This window comes from Morganella sp. TYF_1, assembly GCF_043105645.1.
Classification (GTDB): Bacteria; Pseudomonadota; Gammaproteobacteria; order Enterobacterales; family Enterobacteriaceae; genus Morganella; species Morganella morganii_B.
In genome coordinates this window covers 546,118-566,624 of the sequence record NZ_JBICLU010000026.1, presented here as the reverse complement: position 1 = coordinate 566,624, position 20,507 = coordinate 546,118, and the positions used below count along the sequence as shown (strand labels likewise).

Here is a 20,507-nt window from a genome sequence, read left to right as displayed (position 1 = left end):
CTTTGCGCTGTACTGCCATGCCGGATGTGACACAGCACAATATCGGTATGTAAAGATGCGAAAAAACGTCTGATCGGACTTGTTCAGCTTACAGGTGTAAGCTAAAGTAGCGCTAAAATCCCGTACTACTTAAAATGACAGAGGTATTGAATGAAGCGTGCAGTAATCACCGGTCTGGGGATTATCTCAAGTATCGGTAATAACCGGGAGGAAGTACTGGCTTCTTTGAGAGAAGGTCGTTCCGGGATCACATTCTCAGAAGAATTTAAAGAGATCGGCATGCGCAGCCAGGTTTGGGGTAACGTCAAACTGGACACTGCGGGTCTTATTGATCGTAAAACTGTCCGTTTCATGAGTGATGCATCTATCTATGCGTATCTTTCCATGGAACAGGCCATTGCAGACTCAGGCCTGACAGAAGAGCAGGTGTCTCACTACCGTACCGGTGTGGTTGCCGGTTCCGGCGGCGGTTCCCCGCGCACTCAGGCTATCGCGGCTGACGGCATGCGTGCCAAAGGTCTGCGTGGTGTCGGTCCTTACCTGGTGCCGCGTGCAATGGCATCCGGTGTGTCCGCAAACTTAGCGACACCGTTTAAAATCAAAGGCGTGAACTACTCAATCAGCTCTGCCTGCTCCACCTCTGCACACTGTATCGGCCACGCGGTGGAACTGATCCAGCTGGGCAAACAGGATGTGGTGTTTGCCGGCGGCGGTGAAGAACTGTGCTGGGAAATGAGCTGCGAATTTGACGCAATGGGCGCACTGTCCACCAAATACAACGAAACACCGGACAAAGCATCCCGTACTTATGATCAGGGCCGTGACGGCTTTGTGATCGCAGGCGGCGGCGGTATGGTCGTGGTGGAAGAGCTGGAACACGCGCTGGCGCGCGGTGCACATATCTACGCGGAAGTGGTCGGCTACGGCGCGACATCTGACGGCGCGGACATGGTTGCCCCGTCCGGTGAAGGTGCGGTCCGCTGTATGCAGATGGCGATGCATGGCCTGGATACACCGGTTGATTACATCAACACCCACGGTACATCCACACCGGTCGGTGATACCAAAGAGCTGGAAGCGATCCGTGAAGTGTTCGGTGACCACACCCCGGCACTGTCAGCGACCAAAGCCATGACCGGTCACTCACTGGGTGCGGCAGGTGTTCATGAGGCTATCTACAGCCTGCTGATGCTGGAGCACGGTTTTATCGCACCGAGCATCAACGTGGAAGATCTCGATGAGAAAGCGGAGGGTATGGCGATTATCACCGAACCGACCGAACGCGAGCTGACCACTGTGATGTCCAACAGCTTCGGCTTCGGCGGCACCAACGCCACACTGGTTATGCGCAAATATCAGAACTGATTTTGCCCGGTTGATCAGATAAATGCCCCGGTTTAATCACCGGGGCATTTTCTTTTGCGGCAAAGTCTGTCAGGGTATAACGGTACTGTTTATCCTTTTACTGCCACAGGGGTGATGAATGAAAAAGCTGACTATCGCAGAGATGACTGAGCCGCAGAAAATCCGTGTCCGCACCCGGCTGGCGCAGGAACAAAAGAAATTGGGGCGTCCGCTGACCAATGCGGAGCAGAATAAAGTCAAAGATCAGATTATCACCGAGATTTCCAAAGAAGTGGATGCCGCTGCCGCCAAAGTCAGAGCGCAGAAAAAAAAGGATAAAATCAAACCCGGCAGCGGAACAGAAACATATAGCTGGTCAGCGAAAACCCATACGCGGGGATTACGCTGAGCCTCTCCGAGAACTTACTTCCGTTTTTATTACGATAACCGCCATGCGGCGGTTTTTGTATCCCGCCTTGTTGTCTTATTTTATAAGATACAGACCTGATTAATTTTAGTTTTAATAAACAACATATTCCTGAATTACAGTGAAAAACACGGCTGGGAGCCGATTTGTATTCACTGCGCATTTTTATAAAAGGAATATGTTATGACGAATCGATACGAAGACACCACACCGTTTGAGCGTGATGTGATGACCTCCATGGGGTATCACTGGAAAGGAGAGGGCTGGCAAAAAGCATCAGACAATGGTGAGACTATGATTGTTACCGGATGGACCGGGGATATCCCGGCAGATAGCGGCAGGATAACTCATATCTGGGATCAGAATATTGCAGATATGAACACATCCCCGAATCCTGTATGGGATGATGCCGATGATGGCTGGATGCATCCGGTGGATGAAGAAATCAGAAAGGAACGTCGTGAAGGGTCGGCAAGGAAATTAGAATACTTAACAAAACTTGAAGAAGATATAAATAAAGATATCAGTGAGATAATAAAAAATATAGCTGAGGTAAATGAAAAAATAAAGAACGCAAGTGATGTTTTGGAAAGTGCCACACTAAACGTTATTGTGAAAAAATTTCAGTTACAAAAAGAAAAGGTAATTAATTTACTGAATGAAGCAAGAAAAAGAAAATCTGATGCAGAAAGAAAGAGATTAAGTGATGAGGCATGGTTTTATAACAGTGAGCTCAACAGGCGTATGCAGGATAAAACCCATGGGGAGATAAAAAAGGAATGGGAAAAAGGAAAAAGTATAACAAAAGAAATTGTTTTACAGGATGAGAGGATAAAAGCAGCAGAAAATGACGTAATAAAAGAAGAAGACGAATTTAGTCAGGTTAAAACAGCCGTAAAATTTACAGCAGATTTTTATAAAGAAGTGTTTAAAATGTATGGTGAAAAAGCAGAGCGACTGGCGAAAATGTTGGCGGAGCAGGCGAAAGGGAAGATAATCCTTAATGCAGACGATGCCGCGAAGTCATGGGAGAAACACAGAGCCAATCCGGATAAAAAAATCAATTCTCAGGATCGCGCCGCCATTGCAAAGTGGCTTGAATCTGTTGATGTAAAAGTTGCCGCTGAAAATTTTAAACGATTTAGTAAGGGTATGGGGTATACCAGTAAATTTATTGATTTAGCTAATTGGAGTACCTCATTATACAACGCAATACAAACTGGTGATTGGCGACCATTTTTCGTCAAAACAGAAACAATTGCTGCAGGAATGGCAGCTACAGTAGTTGTTGCCTTTGCGTTCAGTATGCTAATTGGTAATCCTGTAGGGCTGATAATGTATGGCCTGATCATGGCGGGCGTTGGTTTCGTCATTGATGATAAGTTTGTAGAAAAAGCGAACCAATTTTGGGGGATCTGAATTACATAGCCGGATAAACAGATAGGCTGCTTATTTTATCAGCAGCCTTTTCATAATATGTGTCAGAATAAAAATAATTATAATTGGAATGGATAGTAAAAAAGTACTGCAACTGTATATTGCAAGTAGCCCCATTTTCCCCGGAGTATCTATAAAAAAACCACTATTCCAAAATTTCCTTGTAGTGAATGTTAAGAAAAAACATTCAACACACCATTTAGTAAACGGATAGAATATGAAACCAAAAAATATAATAACTAAAAGGGCTGTTTTATATTTAAAGTCATCACCCCATGACAGATATAAAAGCCAAAAACTAATAACCCATCCCCAGCACATATTTTGAATATAATATTGTTTAGTCACTGTATGGTCTCCCGTAGATTGGTGTGCCATTGGCAGGACTTTAACATGGTCATATATGATAATAAGAATCAATACTGATACTGTTTTGTCACTTTGTGACAGAGGTGAAAAATTACAAAGATGCCCCAAAATAGCAGAATACAGATAAGGCATTGATAGAGTTATTAAAACAGGGATAACAACAAAAGAAAATCATATGATTCATCAATGAATTAACGCTTTTCATTTGTTGGTTATCCCTGAATGCCGGGCCCTGATTTTGTTTTTATCTATTCCCCGGCCTCACACCGCTGTGGCTGCGGTTTCCTGCTTTTGCGGCGGATAATCTGCGTCAGTGGTGTGCGCAGACGCTGCGCCATAATGACCCCGATCAGTACCACGCCGCCGCCGATAATATGGTAGCTGTGCAGTTCTTCTTTCAGGAAGACCGCGGCGATAATGGCAGTCAGTACCGGCGCCAGGTTCATAAAGATGGAGGCGGCGTTTGCACCCAAACGGGTGACGCCCAGGATCCACAGCAGCGGCGCAAAAATAGAGGCCGCAATTCCCGCATACAATACCAGCCCGATATTATCGCGGTTCAGTGTCACATCCCCGGCACTGAGGAATACCGGGATCAGCAGCAGCACGCCAAACACAATCTGCATATACAGCGAGTGAATGCTGGACAGCGGGATCGCCCAGCGTTTGGTCAGCACGCCGTAGAAAGCATAAGCCAGACCGGCGATAAACATCAGCATTTCACCCTGTCCCAGTCCCTGATGCAGTAAATCTGCCGGATGTCCCTTGCTGATAAGCCAGGTCAGGCCGCTCAGGGAGAGGATCGTTCCCAGCACAATACCGATGGTCGGCGCGATCCGCAGTACCGGAATACTTAACACCACGGTCAGCAGCGGGATCAGCGAGGTGATGATTCCCATAAAGGTGGCGCTGACAGTATACGCCGCGTAATACGCCAGGCTCTGATACAGCCCCATGCCGAGAAAACCGAGGATAAACAGTTTCCATGCGTGTTGTTTGATCACCGCGCGCTGCTGCCAGACGGGTATGATCAGGAACGGTGTCATCACGGCGAGCGCCAGTGCCCAGCGGTAAAAGGAAATCGCGCCGGGGGCGATGGCGCCGGCAGCCAGTTTATTCACCACGGCATTTACAGACCAGATTAATACAGCCCCGAGGGGCAAAAGCAGGTTTTTCATTCTTAAACTCATTTTCATTATCAGGCAGGTGATGTAGTGTAATATGTCTTAATTATTCTATATAACGATATCCCGCCAATTTATAGAGAGGATCTGACAAGATGGCCCGCAAGTCAGATATTTCATCACTGGGCGTGAAAGACCCGGTGACATTAATCTGCCGTCATGAACAGTTTTATTCGGAAACAGAATTTGCCCTTCATCATCATCCCTTTGGTCAGCTGTTGTATGTTGCCAGCGGTGTGATGGAGATGACCGTTGAGGGACAGCGCTATCTGGCCCCGGCCGGGTTTTGTATCTGGATCCCGCCGGGGACGGAACATGCCAGTTATAACAAAGCCTGCGCCTCTTTCAAAATTATTGATATTTCGCCGCAGTGGGCACCGCAGTTACCGCAGATGGCCTGTGTGATAGAACTGACGCCGGTGTTCAGTGCCGTGATGCAGGATTTGTTCGGGCGCAAAGTCCGGGAGCCGGAAACAGAGGCGGACAGACGGCTGGCGCTGGTGCTGACTGACCAGCTGCTGTTGTCACGTTGTCAGCCGACCTATCTGCCGGTCACGGACGATAAACTGCTGGCACCGGTGCTCAGTGCGCTGGAGAATGATCCGTCCGATAATACGTCACTGGCGGAGTGGGCGGCAAGGCGCTTTACCTCGGAGCGGACATTATCCCGCCGTTGTCAGCAGAAACTGGGGATGTCCTTCAGTGAATGGCGTCAGCGCCTGCGTTTTTTGCGGGCGGTGGCATTATTACAGGAGGGCCGCAGTGTGCAGAATGTCGCGCTGGACGTGGGGTACAGTTCATCATCCGCCTTCATTGCCATGTTTTCCCAGCTGGCGGGTGTCACGCCGGAACGTTTCCGTCATCAGCCTTAATTGCTCTCTTTAGCAACAATCGGTGTTCCGGGCGTAGGTTTTATGCCGCAGAAGTGGCAAAATAGCGGCCATCCGTTTCAATTCCGGTTGTGCCGCCGCACCGACAGGTCTCCGCCGGCCGCCGACAGTATGAAGGTGAAGCCCGTGAAAATCGTTGTAGATGAGAATATGCCTTACGCCGAAACCCTGTTTTCCCGTCTCGGGGACGTGGTGGCGGTGCCGGGACGTCCGTTGCCGGACGGGGTGCTGGATGATGCTGATGCACTGATGGTGCGTTCTGTCACGAAAGTGAATGCACAGCTGCTGGAAAATACCCCGGTGAAATTCACTGGTACGGCAACCGCCGGTTTTGACCATGTGGATAAAGCCTGGCTGGCAGAGCAGGGAATTGGTTTCTCCTCAGCGCCGGGTTGTAACGCGATTGCGGTGGTGGAATATGTCTTTTCCGCCCTGATGCTGCTGGCGGAACGTGACAGTTTTCAGCTGACGGATAAAACCGTGGGGATTATCGGGGCCGGGAATGTCGGCGGGCGTCTGGCGAAGCGGCTGGAGGCACTGGGTGTTAATATTCTCATCTGCGACCCGCCGCGCGCGGATAACGGTGATGCCGGGGCATTTTATGATATCGATACCCTCGTGGCACAGGCTGATATCCTGACATTCCATACCCCGCTGAATAAGTCCGGGCCGTACACCACGCTGCATCTGATGGATGAAACCCGTCTCAATGCCATGAAAGACAACGGCATTCTGATCAACGCCAGCCGTGGCGCAGTGGTGGATAATCAGGCTCTGCTGTCGGTACTGGCCGGCGGCAAGCCGCTGAGTGTGGTGCTGGATGTGTGGGAGCCGGAGCCGGATCTGTCAACTGAACTGCTTTCACTGGCGGATATCGGTACGCCGCATATTGCCGGTTATACTCTGGAAGGCAAGGCGCGCGGCACTACGCAGGTCTTTGAAGCCTTTGCGGAATTTACCGGACAACCGCAGCAGGTTGCGCTGGCGGAACTGTTACCGGTACCGGAATTCGGCGGTATCACACTGTCAGGTAAAGTAACGCAAAGTATTCTCAAACGTTTAATGCATCTGGTTTATGATGTCCGCCGTGATGATGCGGCATTACGCGCGGTGGCTGGTGTGCCGGGTGAGTTTGATAAACTGCGCAAGTTTTACCCTGATCGCCGCGAGTGGTCATCACTGACTGTTATTTGTGATGATGCGCAGAGTGCGGCGCTGTTGTCTGACCTGGGTTTCACGGCAGAATACCGCGCATAAAATCATTTTTTCATCATTCTTTTTCTGGCTGTACCGCGCTGACGCGGTGCAGTCTTTGTTCCGGAGATAACTATGTCAGAAGGCTGGAATATTGCCGTATTGGGTGCGACCGGTGCTGTCGGCAGCGCCGTGGTGTCATTACTGGAAGAGCGTGAATTTCCGGTGGGAGAGTTGTATTTACTGGCCGGAGAGCGCAGCGCGGGAGAGTCGGTGCGCATGAACGGCAAAAGCTATCTGGTTACCGAAGCCCGTGATTTCGACTGGTCACAGGTACAGCTGGCCTTTTTCATGGCCGGTACGGACGCCACCGCCGCGTATTATGAAGCGGCGACTGACAGCGGCTGTATTGTCATTGACAGCAGCGGCCTGTTTGCACTGGAGCCGGATGTGCCGCTGGTGGTGCCGTCGGTGAACCCGCAGGCACTGAGCGAGTACCGCAACCGTAATCTGATTGCGCTGGCAGACAGCACAGTCAGTCAGTTACTGACTGCTATCCGCCCGCTGACGGAAAGCGCAGGGTTATCGCGTATCAATCTGACCAACCTGTTCTCTGTTTCCCGTTTCGGGAAAAGTGCGGTGGAAGAGCTGGCCGGTGAGTGCGGAAAACTTCTCAACGGTATTCCGCCGGAAGCCGGACGCTTCAGCAAACAACTGGCATTTAACCTGCTGCCGCTGCTGGCTGATGAACAGGGCAGTGTGTCAGAAGAGCGCCGTATCGCGGAAGAAACCCGCAAAGTTCTGCAGGATGCCGGTCTGCCGATCAGCGTGAGTTGTGTGCAGTCCCCGGTGTTCTACGGCAACGCGCAGATCGTGCAACTGGAAACGCTGCGCCCGCTTGGTAGTGAGGAAGCCCGTGATGAACTGGAACGGGCAGAGGATATTGAGCTCTCTGACGAGCAGGAGTTCCCGACTCAGGTCACGGATGCTTCCGGCAATCATCTGCTGAATATTGGTTGTCTGCGCAATGATTACGGTATCCCGGAAATTCTGCATTTCTGGTCAGTGGCGGATAACGTGCAGTTCGGCGGCGCACTGATGGCTGTCGAAATTGCCGAACGTCTGACGCAGGAGCAGTTTTACTGATGTCAGCGGTGATTTTACCGGCGGAAGAGGGTAAAACCACGGTCGCGCTGGGCATTGAGTATGACGGCAGCCGCTATTACGGCTGGCAGCGTCAGTCAGACGTCGCGAGTGTACAGGGTTGTCTGGAAAAAGCCCTGTCAAAAGTGGCTGCAGAGCCGGTCTCGGTCTTCTGCGCCGGGCGAACCGATGCGGGGGTGCATGCTACCGGCCAGGTGGTGCATTTTCATACGGCAGCTGTCCGTAAAGATGCCGCCTGGACGATGGGTGTGAATACTCACCTGCCGCCGGATATCGCGGTGCGCTGGGTCAAAACCGTGCCGGAAAATTTCCACGCACGGTTCAGCGCCACAGCGCGGCGTTACCGCTATGTGATTTTCAATCACCGCTTTCGTCCGGCTATCCTCAGTAAAGGTGTGACTCACTTTCATTATCCGCTGGATGAAAAGCGAATGCATGAAGCGGCACAGAGCCTGCTGGGGGAGAATGATTTTTCCTCTTTCCGTGCGGCGCAGTGTCAGTCCAGAAGCCCGTGGCGTAATGTAATGCATGTGAACGTCACCCGTCAGGGGCAGTATGTGATTGTGGACATCAAAGCCAATGCTTTTGTGCATCATATGGTGCGCAATATCACCGGCGCTCTGCTGGAAGTCGGCTGCGGTAATTTACCGGTCAGCCGGATGGCAGAACTGCTGGCACTGAAAGACCGGACACAGGCACCGGCGACAGCACCGGCGGAAGGCTTGTATCTGGTTTCAGTGGATTACCCGGAAGAATTTGCCCTGCCGTCACCGGCAATGGGGCCGCTTTTCCTGGCAGATTAATTTATTAGCCGGATAAGCAGAAGCCTGCATCCGGCGGGGTGAAATATGGAATATATTAAATTTCTGATTGATTTTATTCTGCACATTGATTTGCATATGCAGGAGATGGTCGCGGCATACGGTATCTGGGTTTATGCGATTTTATTCCTGATCCTGTTTTGTGAGACCGGGCTTGTGGTCACGCCGTTCCTGCCGGGAGATTCGTTGTTGTTTGTGGCAGGGGCACTGGCGGCACTGCCGACTAACGACCTGAATATTCATATCATGGTACTGCTGATGATTACAGCGGCAATTATCGGTGATGCGGTTAACTACACTATCGGGCACTTTTTCGGGGAGCGGCTTTTCCGCAATCCGGACTCAAAAATCTTCCGTCAGAGCTATCTGCGCAAGACCCATGCGTTCTTTGAAACCCATGGCGGTAAAGCGATTATTCTGGCGCGATTTGTTCCGATCGTGCGGACATTTGCCCCGTTTGTTGCCGGTATGAGTAAAATGTCCTACCGCCACTTTGCGATGTTTAACGTTATCGGTGCGATTGTATGGGTGGTATTATTTGCCTATGCAGGGTATATCTTCGGGGAAACGAAGATTGTACAGGAAAACTTGAAATTACTTATCGTGGCGATTATTTTCATCTCCATATTACCCGGTATTATCGAGGTATGGCGTCACCGCCGTGCGGCGAAAAAAGCACAGAAACGTGATGACGCCTGAGTGGTTTGAGCAGTTTTTTGTCCACAGTGCATAAGCAATGTGGTTTAATGGCAGATAATAATTACACTGGCTGAGCCAGATTTCAGACGGAAAGGTCATTAATGAGCTGGATTGAAAAAATTCTGAATAAGACCCCAATGAACCAGACACGCAAGGCGAGCATTCCTGAAGGTGTCTGGACGAAGTGCGACAGTTGTGGTCAGGTACTGTACCGCCAGGAGGTGGAACGTAATCTTGAGGTGTGTCCGAAATGTGATCATCACATGCGGATCCCTGCACGTGCGCGCCTGCTGACGTTTCTGGATGAAGGCAGCACCACGGAACTGGGCACTGATCTGGAACCGAAAGACGTCCTGAAATTCCGTGATTCCAAAAAATACAAAGACAGACTGGTGTCCGCCCAGAAAACCACCGGGGAAAAAGAAGCCCTGATTGCGATGAAAGGCACTCTGAAAACCATGCCGGTTGTCGCGGCGGCGTTTGAATTTGCCTTTATCGGCGGTTCAATGTCTTCTGTGGTCGGCGCACGGTTTGTCCGCGCGGTTGAACAGGCACTGGAAGATAACTGCCCGCTGGTCTGCTTCTCCGCAAGCGGCGGTGCCCGTATGCAGGAAGCGCTGATGTCGCTGATGCAGATGGCCAAAACCAGTGCGGCGCTGGCCAAAATGCAGGAGCGCGGTCTGCCGTATATCTCTGTGCTGACTGACCCGACCATGGGCGGTGTCTCCGCGAGTCTGGCTATGCTGGGTGATATCAATATCGCCGAGCCGAAAGCCCTGATCGGCTTTGCCGGTCCGCGTGTTATCGAGCAGACTGTCCGTGAGAAGTTACCGCCGGGATTCCAGCGCAGTGAGTTTCTGATTGAAAAAGGGGCGATCGATATGATTGTCCGCCGCCCGGAAATGCGTGATACCGTTGCGGAAATTCTGTCAAAACTGACGAACTATCAGTTCCCGCAGGAAGATGAAACCATTGAAATCCTGACTGCGGATGAACCTGATACCGACTTATCTTCCGAAACAGAGACTGATGTCAAAAAACACGATGTCTGATAAGCGAGAAAGACCGACAGCCGCGTCATCGATGATGACGTGGCTTTCTTATCTGGGTGATCTGCATACGCAGGTTATTGATATGGGACTGGAGCGTGTCGGTGCGGTGGCGGATATCATGAATCTGCGCTATCCCGCCCCGAAAGTCATTACCGTTTCCGGGACCAACGGCAAAGGCACCACCTGTCACACACTCGAATCCATCCTGCTGGCTGCGGGGCTGCGGGTGGGGGTGTACAGTTCCCCGCATCTGGTGAATTACACCGAACGGGTGCGGATTCAGGGACAAAACCCATCGGAAGCCGATTTTTGCCGTGTCTTTGCGGATATTGACGCGCAGCGCGGCGATATCACGCTGACCTATTTTGAAGCGGGCACACTGGCGGCACTGCAGCTGTTCCGCGAAGCCAGCCTTGATGTGGTGATTCTGGAAGTCGGCCTCGGCGGGCGTCTGGATGCCACCAATATCGTCGATTCTCATATCACCGCGATTACCAGTATCGCGCTGGATCACACCGACTGGCTCGGGGCTGACCGCGAGCATATCGCCCGCGAGAAAGCCGGGATCTTCCGCCCGCACTGTGTGGCGGTGATCGGTGAACCGGATGCCCCTTATACCATCGCGGATGTGGCAAACAAGCTGGAAACCCCGCTGTTCTGCCGCGCCGATGACTGGTCTTATAAAGAGCAGGGCGACCACTGGACGTGGCAGTGTGAGGATGAAACGCTCGATAATCTGCCGCTGCCGAATGTGCCGCTGGCAAATGCCGCGACCGCTCTTGCGGTGATCCACAATCTGCGTCAGGTGAAAGACAAAACCGGCCGCGCCATCACCCGTGAGGCGATTGATACCGGGCTGCGTCAGGCACAACTGCCGGGCCGTTTCCAGATTGTCTCGCAACAACCGCTGACCGTGCTGGATGTGGCGCATAACCCGCATGCCGCCGGTTATCTGGTCTCGAAACTGGCACAACTGCCGCGCACTGCGCACAGCCGTGTCCGGGCGGTGATCGGTATGCTGGGTGACAAAGATATCAAAGGCACTCTGGCGGTGCTGGATGAGCAGGTGACGGACTGGTATGTCGCGCCGCTGACGGAACTGCGCGGCGCTCCGGCAGAACAGCTGGCGGAGCACCTGACTGACCCGCAACAGTTTACGGATGTGGAAAGTGCCTGGGAACAGGCGTGCCGTGATGCGTCACCGGAGGATATCGTGGTGGTGTGCGGGTCATTCCACACCGTGGCGCATGTTATGGACGTTTTAGCGAAGGAAGGTGCGGGTGGCCAGTAAATTTCAGAATCGCTTAGTCGGAACCATTATCCTGGTGGCGGTGGGGGTGATTGTCCTGCCGGTGCTTTTGGACGGCGATAAGAAATATAACGAAGACCAGTTCGCAGCCATCCCGCTCATCCCGAAAGAAGGGGAGCAGGATGAGATTGATGCGGTGAATCCGATCAATCAGACCATGCCGACGATGCCGTCAGAAGGGGCATCCAGTGCCATGATTAGCGAAGCGGCACAAACCGGAACGGAAGACGCACCGGAAGAAGCGTCTGCGGGCGGCAGCACAACCTCTAATGTGCCGCCGGGTGCGGATCCGCTGCCACCGGTGGTGGTGCCGGATAAACAACCGCCGCCGAAACCGGAGCCGAAACCGGAACCTAAGCCGGAGCCTAAGCCGGAACCAAAACCTGAGCCGAAACCGGAACCCAAACCGGAAAAAGCGCCTCAGGGACAGGCTTATGTTGTGCAGCTGGGGGCGTTATCCAATGCCCGTAAGGTGGAGGAAATTGTTGCCACCCTGCGGTTATCCGGTTATCAGGTGTATACCGTGCCGCGCGGCAAACTGACGCTGATTATGGTCGGGCCGTCAGCCTCTCAGGCAGAGCTGAAATCCTCGCTGGGGGAACTGAGACAGCTTACCGGGCTGGATGGCCGGGTGCAGTCTTATAAACCGTAGCGAATTTAAGGAATTAGCAATATCTGTTAATAAAATCAGTTAACTCTTTGCGGCGATTATAAATTTTTATTTCGCCGCAATTTATTTTCAGACAGAGCAAAAATCCGTTACGCAAACGTTTTCGTTTTCTGTTAGAATGCGCCCGTCACTGATGCCGGGGCATCAATTTGGATAGTGATATGGTTTGGATTGATTACGCAATTATTGCAATTATTGCTTTCTCGGCATTAGTCAGCCTGGTTCGTGGTTTCGTTCGCGAAGCCTTATCGTTAGTGACCTGGGTCTGCGCGTTTTATGTGGCCAGCGAGTTTTTCCCGCTGCTGGCGGATTATTTTACGCGCTTTGATGACCCGCTGGTCCGCAACGGGATCGCCATTGCGATTTTATTTGTTGCGACACTGATTGTCGGCTCGGTGATTAACCATGTTATCGGTTCACTGGTTCAGCGGACAGGCTTATCAGGCACAGATCGTGTTCTCGGGGTTTGTTTTGGTGCTCTGCGCGGGGTGCTGATCGTGGCGGCAATATTGTTCTTCCTCGACAGCTTCACGCAGATGAATCAGAGCAGCGACTGGCAGCAGTCACAACTCATCCCCCAATTCAGTCATGTTATCAGGTGGTTCTTTGACTACCTCCAGAATGCGTCAAGTTTCCTGCCGGAGAATTTTCCTTCTCCGCCCGGCTGATGAGGAAAAAACTACATGTGTGGTATTGTTGGTATCGTTGGTTTTACGCAAGTCAATCAATCAATCTATGATGCGCTCACGGTGTTACAGCACCGGGGCCAGGATGCAGCCGGTATCGCAACCATTGACAGTAATAATGGTTTCCGGCTCCGTAAAGCCAACGGACTGGTGAAAGATGTTTTCGAAACCCGCCATATGCTGCGTTTGCAGGGCACACTCGGGATTGGCCATGTCCGCTACCCGACCGCAGGCAGCTCCAGTGCATCGGAAGCACAGCCGTTTTATGTCAATTCACCGTTCGGTATCACGCTTGCGCATAACGGCAATCTGACCAATGCGCACACGCTGAAACATCAGCTGTTTGAAACAGCACGGCGTCATGTCAATACCACCTCTGATTCTGAAATCCTGCTCAACGTGCTGGCGTATGAGCTGGATCGCTTTGATGCGCACCCGCTGGAGCCGGACAATATTTTTGCTGCGGTCAGCGCGATGCACACCAAAATCCGCGGCGCGTATGCCTGCGTGGCGCTGATTATCGGTCACGGCCTGCTGGCGTTCCGTGATCCGAACGGTATCCGTCCGCTGGTGCTCGGCAAGCGTGCCCTGGATGATGGCCGCGAAGAGTATATGGTGGCGTCTGAAAGTGTCGCACTGGATACCCTCGGTTTTGACTATCTGCGTGATGTGGCGCCGGGTGAAGCGGTGTATATCACGGAAACCGGGCAGCTCTACACCCGTCAGTGTGCGGCAAATCCGTCACTGACACCGTGCCTGTTTGAGTTTGTCTATTTCGCCCGTCCGGATTCCGTTATCGATAAAGTCTCTGTTTATAACGCCCGGCTGCGTATGGGGCAGAAACTCGGCGCGAAAATCGCGCGCGAGTGGGAAGATCTGGATATTGATGTGGTGATCCCGATTCCGGAAACCTCGATGGACAGCGCACTGGAAATCGCCCATATGCTGAATAAGCCGTACCGCCAGGGGTTTGTGAAAAACCGCTATGTGGGACGTACCTTTATCATGCCGGGCCAGCAGGAGCGAAAAAAATCCGTCCGCCGCAAACTTAATGCCAACCGTACTGAGTTCCGGGGCAAAAACGTGCTGCTGGTGGATGACTCCATTGTGCGCGGCACCACCTCGGAGCAGATTGTGGAGCTGGCACGGGAAGCCGGGGCGAAGAAAGTCTATTTTGCCTCTGCGGCACCGGAAGTGCGTTTTCCGAACGTCTACGGCATCGATATGCCTAACGCCAACGAGTTAATTGCTCACGGTCGTGAAGCGGATGAAATCTGCCGTCTGATTGGCGCGGATGCCCTGATTTTCCAGGATCTGAGTGACCTTATCGATGCAGTGCGTGAAGAGAACCCGGATATCCGTGGTCTTGAGGCATCGGTGTTTGATGGTATCTATGTCACCAAAGATATCGACCAGGATTATCTCGATTATGTGGAAAACCTGAGAAAGGATGATGAATTAAAGTTGCGGGATCATAACGAAATTGAGAACCTTGAGATATATAATGAGGGTTAATCTCTTTTTTGTCAGGTGATGTTATGAAAAAACTGATTGTGGGACTGACCGGCGCAAGTGGTGCTGTCTATGGTGTGCGGTTGCTGGAGGTCCTGCAAACGGTGCCGGAAGTGGAAACCCATCTGATTGTCAGTCAGGCGGCCCGGCAGACACTGGCGCTGGAAACGGCATACAGCCTGCGGGACGTGCAGGCACTGGCGGATGTGGTACATGATGAGCGTGATATCGCCGCCTGTATCTCTTCCGGCTCTGTCAGAACCCTGGGGATGGTTATCCTGCCGTGTTCGGTGAAAACGCTGTCGGGGATTGTTCACAGTTACACGGACACCCTGGTGACCCGCGCGGCGGATGTGGTGCTGAAGGAAGGGCGCAAACTGGTGCTGGGTGTTCGCGAAACACCGCTGCATCTGGGACATCTGCGGCTGATGACACAGGCGGCGGAAATCGGCGCGGTCATTATGCCGCCGATGCCCGCGTTTTATCACCAGCCGGAAACCGTGCAGGATATTATTGACCAGACGGTTAACCGTGTACTTGATCAGTTTGATATTGCATTACCGGAAGATTTATTTACCCGCTGGCGCGGGGCGAAAAATTCCCGTTCCGGGCAGCCGTAATCCGCAATCACCCGGTCGTTTGTTTCCGGCCGGGCTCTGCCTTAATACTCCGCGGGACTATCCAGCAGATCCCGCAGTGCTTCTTCCAGATTGATAAACCGGCAGCCGAACCCGGCTTCCTCCAGCCGTTTCGGCAGGGCATTCTGACCACCCAGCACCAGCACTGCCGCTTCTCCCATCAGTGTCTTTACCACAAACGCCGGTACACGCAGCAGATGCGGACGGTGCAGGATCTGCGCCAGTACCGCCGCAAACTGCTCATTATGGGACGGATAAGGCGCGGTCATATTGAACGGGCCGTTCTGCGCGGGGTCATCGAGCAGAAACAGAATGGCGCTGACCATATCATTGATGTGGATCCACGGCATATACTGACGACCGTTACCAACAGGGCCACCGAGACCGGCGCGGTAAGCCGGCAGCAATTTTGCCAGTACCCCGCCTTCCGGGGAGAGTACAATCCCGGTGCGCAGCAGACAGACGCGGGTTTTCTCACTCTGTGCCTTCATCGCCAGAGACTCCCAGCGGTCGCACAGAGTATGGGTAAATTCCGGGTGCGGCTCGTCATCCTCCGTCACCACGGTTTGCCCCTGATCACCATACCAGCCCACGGCAGAGCCGGAGAGAAATACCGCCGGTGGCGTTTCACTGGCATTGATAAGCTCACTGAGCCGTTCGGTTATCTGCCAGCGGCTCTCACACAGTAGCTTTTTCTGCTCTTCACTCCAGCGTTTATCCGCGATAGGCTCACCGGCGAGGTTAATCACCGCATCGATGTCGTTCAGATGTGTTATATCATTGAGTGAATTAAGGTTTTCTGCGGCTGAGCAAAAACGGGAATAGACTTTCTGCGGTGAGCGGCTCAGAACCACCACCTGATATTTCCGGGCAATCAGTGCCTGCACCAGCGGGGTGCCGATAAGCCCGGTGCCGCCTGTGATCAGAATACGCATAGATGCTCCTTCTGCCGGTAGGTTTCTCTGACTATAGCAGTTTTTGCTGCCGGTGGATGTGATCAGCAAGAAAGAAAAACAATCATAGAACCGCTATCAATTCTTGATATACTGATTCAAAGACCATAATGACCACTATCATTATTAGTTTGGTATATAAAGCGGTATAAAGCAGGGGCCCGCGGATTAACTGCGTGTGTCCCTGAAAAAAACAGAAACAGTATCCGTAATACTGATAAAAAAGAAAAGGTTAGAGGATGGAACAAGATAGCGCTATCGAGTGGGTGGACGTGGTCGATGAGAATAATGATGTTATCGGCCAGGCGACCCGCGAGCAGATGCGGGCGGAAAACCTGCGTCACCGGGCAACCTACATCGTTGTGCATGACGGCATGGGAAAAATTCTTGTCCAGCGCAGAACTGAGCATAAAGACTTCTGTCCGGGCCTGCTGGATGCCACCGCCGGTGGTGTGGTGCAGCAGGGCGAACTGATGCTGGATTCTGCGCGGCGCGAAGCAGAGGAAGAACTCGGGATCGCCGGTGTGCCGTTTGCCGAGCATGGCCTGTTTTATTATGAAGAACCTATCTGCCGTGTCTGGGGCGGGTTATTCAGTTGTGTGACACACGGTCCGTTTGCGCTTCAGGAAAGCGAAGTATCGGAAGCCACCTGGCTGACCCCGGCTGAAATCACCGCCCGCTGTGATGAATTTACGGCAGATTCACTGAAGGCCCTTTCACTCTGGCTGACGCGGAATAATCAGAATTATACGCCGGCAGAGCGACAGAAGCCGGTTACAGCGACTGAAGCTGAAATAAGCAGCGACAGCGAATAAAAACCGGATAAGCCTGCAAATATGCGGGCTTTTTTATATTTAAAAACCGGTAAGATAAAACGCAGACAGTAAATATTCCGGCAGAAGGAATATCATTGGATATAAGCCGGTATTATTTCCGTTATTCCGGTTTTGGTATTGACTTTTTTCCTGCAGACTCTTCGTTTATCTGGTATTGTTTCTGCCGTTTTTCCGGAAACGACCCGTTTATACAGTAAAAATTAAAAAAGACCAATACATTGAAATAGGGTCATTTTATCTATTTACACGAATGGGTTGTTAACGGGGCTGCAATATATGGCCACAGGATAATAAGAATCATCCTGAAATGAACGGAAGATAATAAAATAAAACCTGAACGAGAATAATAATGAGAAATAAATTAGCAGGATGGCTGTTATTATTACCGCTGATTCTCACCACCTGGGGTGCTATTCAGTATTGGCGGGTCAGTGATGCATATCAGTCTTACCAATCTGTCATGGCAGAGAAAGCGGATCTTCAGCATCTGATCGCCAAAAACCCGGATACTCAGATTATCTATGATGACGGGCAAACGGTATCTGCCGGTCAGCAGCTGGGAATGATCAACCGTGAGCTGAATAAATACAGCAGCGAAATTACGATGATTCTGGCCAGGGTGGGTATCAGTCAGGGGACTGTCGCCACCGGGATTTTATCATTGCTGTCCGGTGCCGGGGCGATTTACCTCTGTATCAGCAGCGGCCGTGCTGCCCGGCGCTCCCGCGACACACTGCTGAAGGTCTTTGCCCGCTGCCGCAAAATGCTGCCGTTTATCCTGACCGGGCAGATGACGCTGGTCGGCCTGAGCATCATTTGTGTGATGGCCTATGAAGCGTTGTGGTTCGCCGGTAATTTCGCCATGAGCGGCGGCGGTGCAAAAATCATGGTTTTTATCCTGATCAGTATTGTGCTGATTATCTGGTACATCATCAAAGGGCTGTTTAAGCTGCGTAAGAGTTTTACAATGTTCCGCAGCGAACCGTCTGATGTGGCAGGGCATGCTGTCAGCCGTGAGGAAGCACCGGGGTTGTGGCAGTGGGTGGATGAGATTGCCGCGAAAGTCGGCACAACGCCGCCGGACCATATTATTGCCGGTATGATGGAATGCTTTTATGTGACATCTCACCGCATAATGCTGAATGAAAATCAGCTGATTGAAGGGAAAACCCTGTACTTCCCGCTGCTCTATTCCGCACTGCTCAACCGTGAGGAAGCCAGTGCGGTTATCGGGCATGAACTGGGGCACTTCACCGGCGAAGATACCACCTACAGCCTGAACTTTGCGCCGATCTATGCCGGTATGAGCCACAGTATTTCGCTGGTGGCGAATGAGGTGGAAGATTACTACAGTAAAGTGATCATGAGCCCGTCGGTGTATCTCGGGATCTTTTTCCTTGAGCAGTTTGATTTCGCGGTCAGTCACTGGAGCCGTATCCGTGAACTGGAAGCGGACAACGCCGGGGCATCGGTCAGTTCACCGGCGGCGGTGGCGTCATCACTGCTGCGAATCTCCGCCGTCAGTGAGGTGATTTCGGAAACGCTGGGTGAGTTGTATGAAGGCACGCTGAAAACGGATGATTTATTACCGGTGGTGATGGCGCGCCTGCGCGAGCGTGGTGTACCGGAAGCCGGTCAGTTTCTGAATGAGGCAACCAGCCACCCGAGCGACAGTCACCCGCAGACCCGGGCCCGTATTGAAGCGTTGTCTCAGGATATCAGTGATGAGTTGCTGGCAGCTGCTTCCCGTGAGGTACAGTCGGATGATTACGCCAATATTGCGGATCTGTTTACGGATGCCAAAGCACTCTCGATGATGCTGACAGCGTCACTCTCCGGCATTGTTACCGAGTGCATCACACAGCGGACAGAAGCACTGGAAACCCTGCTGCATGAATCTGTGGTGGCAGATGAGGTGGTTATCAGTGAGGGGCGGAGAACATTCCGCGTGATGTTCACCCTGGGTCTGGTGGTCGTGGCCGGGATGGGGATTGCCGCCGTGAAACTCGGTGCGGAAAACCTGATAAGCTCCGGTGCGGTTCACGGCTTGTGGCTGCTGTTGTTGTTCTGGGGGGCGGCGTTTATGTACCGTGACAGAGGAAAAGCACCGCTGTTTGCTTTTCGTCACGGGCAGCTGGTCAGTGATAAGCTGGTACAGGCGTATCCGCTGCACTACATTGTTGATTATGACATCGCGGATGTCTCCGGTGTGGCGACGCTCACACTGCATGTGGCTGACGGAGCACCTGCACCGGGCATGGCAGTAAAAAGCCGTTTCTTTAAATACGATGCCAAAAAGCAGAAGCTGATGATTATGATAGCGGGTGTCCGCATCTGGCAGGGAGAATCGTTATCGCCGCAGGATTTATCGGAGCTGGTACATGGGCAGTTGCAGATGGCACATGTGAAGCACGAGTTGCGGCAGTAATTTTCTGCTGAAATACAGGGAACCGCCGTAAGGCGGTTTTTTTTCGTTTATATTCTGATTAATTATCTTTTAAATATAGCGTAATAATTAATAGCAATTACAACTGTCTCTGTATTTCTTATGGTGTATTCCGGAGGTAAGGAATGAATAAGATAAATACAGATTTATCAGAGAAATTAAAATTGCTGAAAATAAGTACATCAACGTTTGTTGATATTATGGATGGACTTAAAACCGGCAGTGTATTAAGCCATAAATTACAATCACAGAATCTGACAGATTATTACTTTGCCGGACAGGCTTACACCGTACAGTGGAAAATTGTCCGCAAGAGTAACAATATTCTTGAACCGTTTCCATCAACCTGGGAACAGGTAAAGGATTTTCTGGTGCCTGAATTACATACAGCAGAAAGCCTGGTGTATGTTGCCGGCAGCGGGGAGTGCATTTGTGACGCGGCATTAGCCGGCGGGATGAGCTGTACCTATTTTGAAAAGCTCGGTTTTGCCGGTGTGATAACCGGCGGCGCAGTCAGGGACGGACAGGATCTTAATGCATTATCCATGCCGGTTATTGCCACGAATTTAACGCCGACGGATACACAAGGTGCATATTATGTGTCTGAAACCGGGGGCAGTTGCCGGATAGAACAGACGACCATTCACACCGGTGACCTTATTGTGGCGGATATTAATGGTGTGGTGGTGATCCCTTACCGGGATATTGATGCTGTCATCAGTAAAGCGATTGAAATAACAGAGGTTGAAAATAACATGCTGGATAAAATACGGCGCGGGGAGCGGTTGCCGGATTTAATCAGTGTTACCGGAAGAATATAAACTGAGAAGGAAATGAAACGTGTTAACCATTCATACACTCGGCCCGAACGGAACG

At 51.8% G+C, this 20,507-nt stretch carries 20 protein-coding genes; 17 read left to right on the top strand and 3 right to left on the bottom strand.

The window, feature by feature from the left end:
• Positions 1–150 precede the first annotated feature (150 nt).
• The 3 genes from fabB to ACF8OF_RS15970 all read left to right on the top strand — a co-directional run bounded on the left by fabB (position 151) and on the right by ACF8OF_RS15970 (position 3,190).
• Positions 151–1,365, top strand: a complete 1,215-nt coding sequence (fabB, locus tag ACF8OF_RS15980) for a beta-ketoacyl-ACP synthase I (RefSeq protein WP_262868011.1) — start codon at positions 151–153, stop codon at positions 1,363–1,365.
• Positions 1,366–1,483: 118 nt separating this feature from the next.
• Positions 1,484–1,753: a DUF3811 domain-containing protein gene (locus ACF8OF_RS15975; RefSeq protein WP_045138115.1), complete on the top strand. Its 270-nt coding sequence runs from the start codon at positions 1,484–1,486 to the stop codon at positions 1,751–1,753.
• A 201-nt stretch (positions 1,754–1,954) separates the two neighbouring features.
• The gene (locus ACF8OF_RS15970) at positions 1,955–3,190 is read left to right on the top strand and encodes a colicin-like pore-forming protein (protein ID WP_392497121.1); all 1,236 of its coding nucleotides are present in this window, start codon (positions 1,955–1,957) and stop codon (positions 3,188–3,190) included.
• 30 nt (positions 3,191–3,220) lie between these two features.
• On the opposite strand, the gene ACF8OF_RS15965 is transcribed toward ACF8OF_RS15970, so the two are convergent.
• The gene (locus ACF8OF_RS15965) at positions 3,221–3,529 is read right to left on the bottom strand and encodes a colicin E1 family microcin immunity protein (protein WP_392497358.1); all 309 of its coding nucleotides are present in this window, start codon (positions 3,527–3,529) and stop codon (positions 3,221–3,223) included.
• Between the two features lie 296 nt (positions 3,530–3,825).
• Complete coding sequence (locus tag ACF8OF_RS15960) at positions 3,826–4,755, bottom strand: DMT family transporter (protein ID WP_274369813.1); 930 nt, start codon at positions 4,753–4,755, stop codon at positions 3,826–3,828.
• 101 nt (positions 4,756–4,856) lie between these two features.
• On the opposite strand from ACF8OF_RS15960, the gene ACF8OF_RS15955 reads away from it, so the two are divergent.
• The 11 genes from ACF8OF_RS15955 (at position 4,857) to ACF8OF_RS15905 (ending at position 15,378) form a co-directional block, all read left to right on the top strand.
• Complete coding sequence (locus ACF8OF_RS15955; protein WP_262860033.1) at positions 4,857–5,633, top strand: helix-turn-helix domain-containing protein; 777 nt, start codon at positions 4,857–4,859, stop codon at positions 5,631–5,633.
• A 144-nt stretch (positions 5,634–5,777) separates the two neighbouring features.
• Positions 5,778–6,908 carry a 4-phosphoerythronate dehydrogenase PdxB gene (pdxB, locus tag ACF8OF_RS15950; protein WP_349467832.1) on the top strand — a complete coding sequence of 377 codons (1,131 nt, stop codon included), beginning with the start codon at positions 5,778–5,780 and terminating at the stop codon, positions 6,906–6,908.
• 72 nt (positions 6,909–6,980) lie between these two features.
• Positions 6,981–7,991 (top strand): aspartate-semialdehyde dehydrogenase, encoded by a 1,011-nt coding sequence (locus ACF8OF_RS15945; protein WP_392497120.1) that lies wholly within the window; start codon positions 6,981–6,983, stop codon positions 7,989–7,991.
• The gene (truA, locus tag ACF8OF_RS15940) at positions 7,991–8,812 is read left to right on the top strand and encodes a tRNA pseudouridine(38-40) synthase TruA (RefSeq protein ID WP_262881922.1); all 822 of its coding nucleotides are present in this window, start codon (positions 7,991–7,993) and stop codon (positions 8,810–8,812) included. The genes ACF8OF_RS15945 and truA overlap by 1 nt, the downstream gene beginning before the upstream one ends.
• A 45-nt stretch (positions 8,813–8,857) precedes the next feature.
• Complete coding sequence (locus ACF8OF_RS15935; protein ID WP_025154932.1) at positions 8,858–9,529, top strand: DedA family protein; 672 nt, start codon at positions 8,858–8,860, stop codon at positions 9,527–9,529.
• A gap of 101 nt (positions 9,530–9,630) precedes the next feature.
• Positions 9,631–10,581, top strand: a complete 951-nt coding sequence (accD, locus tag ACF8OF_RS15930) for an acetyl-CoA carboxylase, carboxyltransferase subunit beta (protein WP_025154933.1) — start codon at positions 9,631–9,633, stop codon at positions 10,579–10,581.
• The gene (folC, locus tag ACF8OF_RS15925) at positions 10,574–11,872 is read left to right on the top strand and encodes a bifunctional tetrahydrofolate synthase/dihydrofolate synthase (RefSeq protein ID WP_279796298.1); all 1,299 of its coding nucleotides are present in this window, start codon (positions 10,574–10,576) and stop codon (positions 11,870–11,872) included. The genes accD and folC overlap by 8 nt, the downstream gene beginning before the upstream one ends.
• Positions 11,862–12,542, top strand: coding sequence for a cell division protein DedD (gene dedD / locus ACF8OF_RS15920; protein WP_262860027.1), 681 nt, complete (start codon positions 11,862–11,864; stop codon positions 12,540–12,542). Before folC ends, dedD begins: the two co-directional genes overlap by 11 nt.
• Before the next feature lie 179 nt (positions 12,543–12,721).
• The gene (cvpA, locus tag ACF8OF_RS15915; RefSeq protein WP_025154936.1) at positions 12,722–13,228 is read left to right on the top strand and encodes a colicin V production protein; all 507 of its coding nucleotides are present in this window, start codon (positions 12,722–12,724) and stop codon (positions 13,226–13,228) included.
• A gap of 15 nt (positions 13,229–13,243) precedes the next feature.
• A complete protein-coding gene (gene purF / locus ACF8OF_RS15910; RefSeq protein ID WP_262860026.1) occupies positions 13,244–14,761 on the top strand; it encodes an amidophosphoribosyltransferase in 1,518 nt (505 codons plus the stop codon).
• 23 nt (positions 14,762–14,784) lie between these two features.
• Positions 14,785–15,378, top strand: coding sequence for a UbiX family flavin prenyltransferase (locus ACF8OF_RS15905; protein ID WP_279796307.1), 594 nt, complete (start codon positions 14,785–14,787; stop codon positions 15,376–15,378).
• A 41-nt stretch (positions 15,379–15,419) separates the two neighbouring features.
• Here the strand turns inward: ACF8OF_RS15905 and ACF8OF_RS15900 are convergent, their stop codons facing one another.
• Positions 15,420–16,331 (bottom strand): TIGR01777 family oxidoreductase, encoded by a 912-nt coding sequence (locus ACF8OF_RS15900; RefSeq protein WP_274369807.1) that lies wholly within the window; start codon positions 16,329–16,331, stop codon positions 15,420–15,422.
• A 257-nt stretch (positions 16,332–16,588) separates the two neighbouring features.
• Here ACF8OF_RS15900 and yfcD point away from each other — a divergent pair, with 257 nt between their 5' ends.
• From yfcD to ACF8OF_RS15885, 3 genes are all read left to right on the top strand, one after another.
• Positions 16,589–17,164, top strand: a complete 576-nt coding sequence (gene yfcD, locus ACF8OF_RS15895) for an NUDIX hydrolase YfcD (RefSeq protein ID WP_274369806.1) — start codon at positions 16,589–16,591, stop codon at positions 17,162–17,164.
• 370 nt (positions 17,165–17,534) lie between these two features.
• Positions 17,535–19,613 (top strand): M48 family metallopeptidase, encoded by a 2,079-nt coding sequence (locus ACF8OF_RS15890; protein WP_392497119.1) that lies wholly within the window; start codon positions 17,535–17,537, stop codon positions 19,611–19,613.
• Between the two features lie 143 nt (positions 19,614–19,756).
• On the top strand, positions 19,757–20,452 hold the full coding sequence (locus ACF8OF_RS15885) for an RraA family protein (protein WP_279796312.1): 696 nt from the start codon (positions 19,757–19,759) through the stop codon (positions 20,450–20,452).
• Positions 20,453–20,507 lie beyond the last annotated feature (55 nt).